Annotated in this window: 5 protein-coding genes and 1 other RNA gene; 5 read left to right on the top strand and 1 reads right to left on the bottom strand. The window is 67.0% G+C overall.

Features of this window, described 5'->3' with window-relative positions; translation table 11 throughout:
• Positions 1-134 precede the first annotated feature (134 nt).
• Complete coding sequence (locus KDH83_RS15680) at positions 135-1,349, top strand: MFS transporter (RefSeq protein ID WP_212317478.1); 1,215 nt, start codon at positions 135-137, stop codon at positions 1,347-1,349.
• Positions 1,350-1,439: 90 nt separating this feature from the next.
• Positions 1,440-1,828, top strand: a transfer-messenger RNA (tmRNA) gene (gene ssrA, locus KDH83_RS15685).
• Between the two features lie 184 nt (positions 1,829-2,012).
• Here the strand turns inward: ssrA and KDH83_RS15690 are convergent.
• Positions 2,013-2,906: a cation diffusion facilitator family transporter gene (locus KDH83_RS15690; RefSeq protein ID WP_212317480.1), complete on the bottom strand. Its 894-nt coding sequence runs from the start codon at positions 2,904-2,906 to the stop codon at positions 2,013-2,015.
• Between the two features lie 413 nt (positions 2,907-3,319).
• Between KDH83_RS15690 and wecB the strand changes: the two genes are divergently transcribed.
• The 3 genes from wecB to KDH83_RS15700 are packed head-to-tail and all read left to right on the top strand — an operon-like array spanning position 3,320 to position 6,730.
• Positions 3,320-4,480 (top strand): UDP-N-acetylglucosamine 2-epimerase (non-hydrolyzing), encoded by a 1,161-nt coding sequence (gene wecB, locus KDH83_RS15695; protein WP_212317486.1) that lies wholly within the window; start codon positions 3,320-3,322, stop codon positions 4,478-4,480.
• Positions 4,481-4,516: 36 nt separating this feature from the next.
• Positions 4,517-5,140, top strand: coding sequence for a cellulose biosynthesis cyclic di-GMP-binding regulatory protein BcsB (locus tag KDH83_RS32565; RefSeq protein ID WP_249205141.1), 624 nt, complete (start codon positions 4,517-4,519; stop codon positions 5,138-5,140).
• A 27-nt stretch (positions 5,141-5,167) separates the two neighbouring features.
• Positions 5,168-6,730 carry a hypothetical protein gene (locus KDH83_RS15700; protein WP_249205142.1) on the top strand — a complete coding sequence of 521 codons (1,563 nt, stop codon included), beginning with the start codon at positions 5,168-5,170 and terminating at the stop codon, positions 6,728-6,730.
• Positions 6,731-6,756 lie beyond the last annotated feature (26 nt).

Genomic DNA, 6,756 nt, shown 5'->3' on the forward strand with positions numbered 1-6,756 from the left:
CGCCGACAGCCTTTCGGCTCTCGCGCCCGATGCGCCCGGCTTCCGCCCCGGCCGCTCACCCAGACCTGTATTCAACCCTTCAACAACGCCCGTCCACCCGCGCGCGGCTTCACGCGCGCGCCTGAGGAATGCCTATGCTATTGCCCATCCTGCTGCTTTCGGCCGCCGGTTTCACCATCCTGACCACCGAGTTCCTGATCGTCGGCCTGCTTCCCGGCCTGGCCCGTGATCTGGACGTCACCGTGTCCCAGGCCGGCCTGCTGGTCACGCTGTTCGCCTTCACGGTCGCCGCCACCGGGCCGCTGCTGACGGCGCTGATGGCCAACATCGAGCGCAAGCGCCTGTTCATCGGCGTGCTGATCCTGTTCGGCCTGTCGAATGCGCTGGCCATGGCCGCGCCCAACATCTGGGTCATGGCCGTGGCGCGCTTCGTGCCGGCGCTGGCGCTGCCCGTGTTCTGGTCGCTGGCCAGCGCCACCGCGGTCGAGCTGGTCGGCCCGGCGCACGCCGGCCGCGCCATCTCGCTGGTGGCCTTCGGCATCGTGGCGGCCACGGTGTTCGGCATTCCCATCGGCGTGCTGATCTCGGACGCGTTCGGCTGGCGCGCCGCCTTCGGCGTGCTGTCTGCCGTCGCCTTCGCCAAGGCCCTGCTGCTGTGGATCACGTTCCCCAGCACCCGCATCCAGAGCGAGGACGTCAAGCTCGTCACGCAACTGCGCATCCTGCGCAAGCCCATCGTGGTCGGCCATGTGCTGCTGTCGCTGCTGGTCTTCACCGGCATGTTCACCGCCTACACCTACCTGGCGGACATGCTGGAACGGCTGGCCGGCTTCAACGGCCAGGTCGTGGGCTGGACCATGATGGCGTTCGGCGCGGTCGGCCTGATCGGCAATACCGTGGGCGGCCGCCTGGTGGACCGCAGCCCGCTCGGCGCCACCGCGCTGTTCTCGGCGCTGATGGCCGCCGGCCTGGCCGTGCTGGTGCCGGTCATCCACTCGCATGGCCTGCTGGCCGCAGCGCTGGCGGTCTGGGGCATCGCACAGGCCGCGCTGTTCATCGTCTGCCACGTGCGCCTGATGAAGTCCGCGCCCGAGGCGCCGGCCTTCGCCGCATCGCTCAACATCTCCGGCGCCAACATCGGCATCGGACTGGGCGCGGTGGTCGGCGGACGCGTGATCGACACCTACGGCCTGGCTACGCTGGGCGGGGCCGCGGCGATCATCGTCGCGGTCTCGGTCGGGCTGGCCATCGCGCTGATGGCAGCCTCGCGCGGCAACCGGCGCGGCGACGCCACCGAGGATGTCGTGGTGACCGCGGCCAAGCCCGCCTGCCCGGACGCGGTCTGCTGAACCACAGGCGTCTCCCGCGCGCCACGCCCCCTGGACGCGACGCGCGGGAATGCAGCGGGCTATCGCGTTTACCGCTACAATAGAGTTCTTGGGGCCGATCCGGATTCGACGTGGGTCGCGAAACAACTCAGGGCATGCCGAGCACCAGTAAGCTCGTTAAACCACTGGAACACTACAAACGCCAACGACGAGCGTTTCGCTCTCGCCGCTTAAGCGGTGAGCCGCTGCACTGATCTGTCCTTGGGTCAGGCGGAGGAAGGCAACTTCCTAGGGGGGTAACCCTCGAACCGCAGCAGCGACATTCACAAGGAATCGGTCTGCACTGGGGTCACACGGTTCAGGCTTAAATTACGTGAATCGCTCTGGTCCGGCCTGTCGGTTGGCTAAGTCCAGGGTTAAAACCAAATAGATCGACTACGCATGTAGAACTGGTTGCGGAGGGCTTGCGGACGGGGGTTCAATTCCCCCCGGCTCCACCAAATTAGCAAGCATCACGCTGTAACGGCAAAGGGCGGACGGGCAACCGATCCGCCCTTTTCCTTTTCCGTCCATCGAGCACAGCCATCCCTGGACCTGCCGCCTGCCCGGCAACAGCCAGGGCAACGACAACAGACCGCGGCAGCATCCAAGCAGCAACATCGCGCCACCCGCCAAGCGCCCCGGTCAGTGCCCCGCTTCGTGGGTGCTGCGGTCTTCACTCTCCATCTGCAGCGTGGTGTGGTGCAGGTCGTAGCGTTCATGCAGGCACGCCTCGATGGCTCGCCTGACGCTTTCCCCGTCCGCGCCATCGGCCAGGACCACGTGCGCCGTCAGCATGGGCTGGCTTTGCGTGATGGCCCACAGATGCAGGTCGTGAACCGTGGCCACGCCTTCGACGCCCGCGATTTCGTCGCGCACCGCGTCCAGGCTCATGCCCGCCGGCACGCCCTCCAGCAGCAGGTTGACGCATTCGCGCAACAGCACCCAGGTGCGCGGGAAGACCATGAAACCGATCGCCACGGCAAGCGCGGAATCCACCCAGCGCCAGCCCGTGAGCCAGATGATGATGGCGCCGGCGATCACGGCCACCGAGCCCAGCATGTCGGCCCACACTTCCAGGTAGGCGCCCTTCACGTTCAGGCTGTCGTCCTTCGCGCTGGCCAGCAGACGCATCGAGATCAGGTTGATGAGCAGGCCCGCGACGGCCACTACCATCATGCCCACCGACTGGATGTCCTGCGGCGCGGACAGGCGGCGATAGGCTTCGTAGAGGATGTAGAACGCCACGCCCAGCAGCACCAGCGCGTTCACGGCCGCCGCCAGGATCTCGAAGCGCGCGTAGCCGTAGGTGCGCAGCAGGTCGGCGGCCTTGCGTCCGGCGCGGATCGCGATCAGCGCCAGCAGCAGCGCGATCGCGTCGGTCATCATGTGCATGGCGTCGGAGATCAGCGCCAGGCTGCCCGTGACCAGGCCGCCGATGATCTCCACGACCATGAAGGTGCCGGTGAGTCCGAACGCCAGCCACAGCCGGGATTCCGGCAAGGCGCGTACTTCCGCGTGTTGATGGCTGTCGCTCATGTTCGTCCTTGGCATCGTGGGCAGATGCGACACATGAAAAAGCCTGAAGTCACTTTAAGGTCAAGTACCAAGCGTCAATCTGCCTGGGCGCGGAACCGCACCATCGGCATCCTGATGTGCCCATATTCGGAATCCATATTTTGCAAAATTTAGAAACGACATGGATCAGCCGAAACCCGCGAAAATTCCGTGATCCAACCTACAAGGATCGCAAATTACGGGTAGATGAAAGCTGTTTGAAACCTATCTGGCCCCATTTTCGTTCAAAATAGCGAATTAACGCCTATACAAACAATTCAAAGCGGGGGCTCGCGTTCAAATGCACAAAATTAATAATACGTCACGTATTACGAATATTTTCAATACATAATATAGGCTAGGAAATACACCAGGCGAGGGAAATACCCATGCTTATGAAAGTACTTTCCATATTCGGCACTCGTCCCGAGGCCATCAAGATGGCGCCCCTGGTCGCCGCCCTGCGCGACGAGTCCGCGATCCAAAGCGTGGTCTGCGTCACGGGCCAGCATCGACAGATGCTGGACCAGGTGCTGGCGCTGTTCGACCTGCATGCCCAGCACGACCTGGACATCATGGTGCCCAACCAGACGCTCAACGGCTTGTACGCCCGGCTCATCAGCCGCGTGGACGAGGTGCTCGAACGCGAGCAGCCGGATTGCGTATTGGTGCATGGCGACACCAGCACCGCGTCGGCCTGCGCGCTCGCGGCCTTCCACCGGCGCGTGCGCATCGGCCACGTCGAGGCGGGGCTGCGCACCGGCAACCTGGCCATGCCGTTTCCCGAGGAAATGAACCGCCGCGTGGTCGACGCCGTGGGCGACTGGTTGTTCGCTCCCACCGCCGAATCGCGCGCGAACCTGCTACGCGAGCACCTGCCCGGCCGTATCACGGTCACCGGCAACACGGTGATCGACGCGCTGGCCATGACCTGCGCCAAGCTTGCTCCGGGCGGCGCGCTGGCCGCAACGCTGGCGCAGCGCTACCAGTGGCTGGATCCGACGCGCCGGCTGCTGCTGGTCACCGGCCATCGTCGCGAGAGCTTCGGCGACGGCTTCAAGAACATCTGTGCCGCGCTGGCCGAATTGGCCAGGCGCGACGACCTGCAGATCGTCTACCCCGTGCACCTGAACCCGCAGGTCCGTTCCGTGGTCATGACCGACCTGGGAAACCTGGACCGAGTCCACCTGATCGATCCGCTGGACTACCTGGACTTCGTCTGGTTCATGCAGCAGTCGCACCTGATCCTCACCGACTCCGGCGGCGTGCAGGAAGAAGCGCCCTATCTCGGCAAGCCGGTGCTGGTGATGCGCGACGTCACCGAGCGGCCCGAGGCCGTGCAGGCCGGCACCGTGGCCCTGGTCGGCACCGATACGCAACGCATCGTCACGGAAGTGAACCGCCTGCTGGACGATCCGGCGCTGCACGCGTCTTTCTCACGCCGCATCAATCCCTACGGAGACGGCCACGCCAGCCGGCGCATCGTCGATGCGCTTTGCGGCCGTCCGGTATCCGAATTCGACCCTTACGGCCCGGCCGCCAGCCAGCCGGCCTGAGTCCTCACGCCTCGCCCTCATCGGCCAGGAGCACCCATGCACAGAAACACGTTCCGTCCCATCGCCTCCCACCTGCGCCGCGCCTTGATCGCGGCGGGCCTTGCACTGCCCATGGCCGCCGTGGCAAGCCCCGCGGGCGACGCCTTGCGGCGCCTGCAGAGCGATGACTGGATCACGCGCGATACCTCGCTGGCGGACCTGGGCATCAACGAGCCCGTGGTGCTGAGCAACAGCGATGCGCACCAGGACTTCTACCTGCCCGTGCCGCGCGGCGTGCCCATCGCCGACGCCACGCTCAACTTCGATGCGCGCTACACCAAGGATGAACCGGGCCGCACCAACCTGGTCCTGTGGGCCGACGGCGTGCCGCTGGCTGCGCAGAACATCGCCGACGGCAACGGCCCCGTCCTGCGCAACCTGCCGCTGGAACAGCGCCTGCGCAGCACCGGCTTCCTGCGGCTGGGCGTGGACTGGCAGTCGGAGATCGCGCTGCGCCGCTGTGAAAGCAACCGCGCCACCGCCAACGCGCTGACGATTTCGCCGCAGACGCGCCTGAGCTACCGCTACGACGCCTCGGCGATCGGCAACCTGGACGATGCCTGGAGCACGCTGCCCGGCAAACCGGTGCTGCTGGTGTCCGACACCAAGCTAGACCAGTAAGCCTACGACAGCGCCTGGCGCATGGGCGTGGCGATGCAACGCGCCGGCAAGCGCGTCGACGTCAAGGCCTTCCCCGCCGTCGGCGACGAGATCGACACCCGCGCCCTGCAGGTTCCCGCGGGCCTCGCGCAGGCGCCCGTATTCGCTGCCGTGGCGGGCAAAGAGCGGCACAAGCTGGCCTCCGCCGCGGAAATCGGCGCGCTGCTGGTGCTGGGCGCGCCTGCGGTCACCGGCGACGTCGTGATCGCCAGCCCGGCGCTGCGCGCCAAGCTCAATGCGGCGCTCGATGCGCTGCAGACCGAACTGGCTTCGGACCCGGACGCCGCCGACGCGTTCAAGTCCTGGCGCCAGGCACGCGCGCCGCTGGCCAGCGCCGACATGGCCGCCAAGGAAGTCCGTCTCGCGCCGATGGGCCGTCTGTCCGTGATCGCGGTGGCGCCGGACGCCGGCGCGCAAGCCGCGGGCGTGTTCAATGCGGCGTGGCGCCGCATCCTGGTGTCGCGCCAGGTACAGGTGCAGACCGCCACGCCGCCCCAGTCCTTCCAGGGCGACGGCGTGCGCCTGAGCGCGCTGGGCGGCGCGCCGGACAGCTTCGACGTGGTCGCGCGCGGCGACTGGAACGTCAACTTCCCGCTGGCCTCCGTGTCCTCCGACGGCCGCATGCCGGACGAACTGGTCATCGACCTGGCCGCCGCGCCCGGCGCCTCGTCCACCCGGCCGGTGGCCTCGGTATTCTGGAACGGGATATTGCTGGGCGCCAAGCAGCTCGACGCCGACGGCCGTCCGGAACGCCTGGAGGCGCGCGTGCCCGGCTACGCGCTGGGCGTGAACAACGCCGTGCGCGTCAGCGTGCAGCGCCAGCCCGTCTCGGTGGACTGCAACGAAATCCCGCAAGGCTATCCCGTCAGCGTGCTGCCGACCAGCTATGTCAAGCCGGGCAAGCCCCAGCCCGACGGCTCGTTCACCGGCCTGCTGCCCCTGCTGGCGGGCAATCCGCAGGTCCTGGTTCCAGACAGCTACCTGGCCAATGCGCCTGCGAGCCTCAAGCAACTGATCGGCATCGCGACGGCCAGCGGCGTCTCGGCCACGCGCGCCGAACTCGCCGTGTCGCCGGCGGGCCAGGCCGCCAAGCCCGCGCGCACCTTCCTGGCGATGGAAGTGCCGCTGGATGGCGCCAAGCCCAAGGTCCAGGTCAGCGACCAGAAACAGCTGCAGGTGGCGGGCAGGTCCACCACCTGGCTGGACATTTCCGGCCTGAGCGGTTTGAGCACGGCCGAAGTGGTCAGCTCGGGCGGACAGGACGGCGTGCTGTGGCACGCGCTGGGCCCGCAGAGCGGCAGGCTCGATACGCCCTTCGTGCTGAACCGCGGCGACATCGCCGTGATCGCCGCCAACGGTCCGGTGGCCTGGATCGACAGCACCAACCCGGATGCCAGCAAGCCGCCCGGCGCTGGCGAAAGCGCCTTCTTCGAATGGCGCCGCTATATCTCGTGGAGCGTGCCGGCGTTGAGCTTCGGCCTGCTGGCGCTGGTGCTGGTGCTGATCCTGGCGCTGCGCGTCACCCGCCGCAAGAACAAGGGCAACGGTTAAGGCCGGCAGACGCGCCATGTCTACGC

The organism is Achromobacter sp. Marseille-Q0513, assembly GCF_018195695.1.
Classification (GTDB): Bacteria; Pseudomonadota; Gammaproteobacteria; order Burkholderiales; family Burkholderiaceae_B; genus Achromobacter.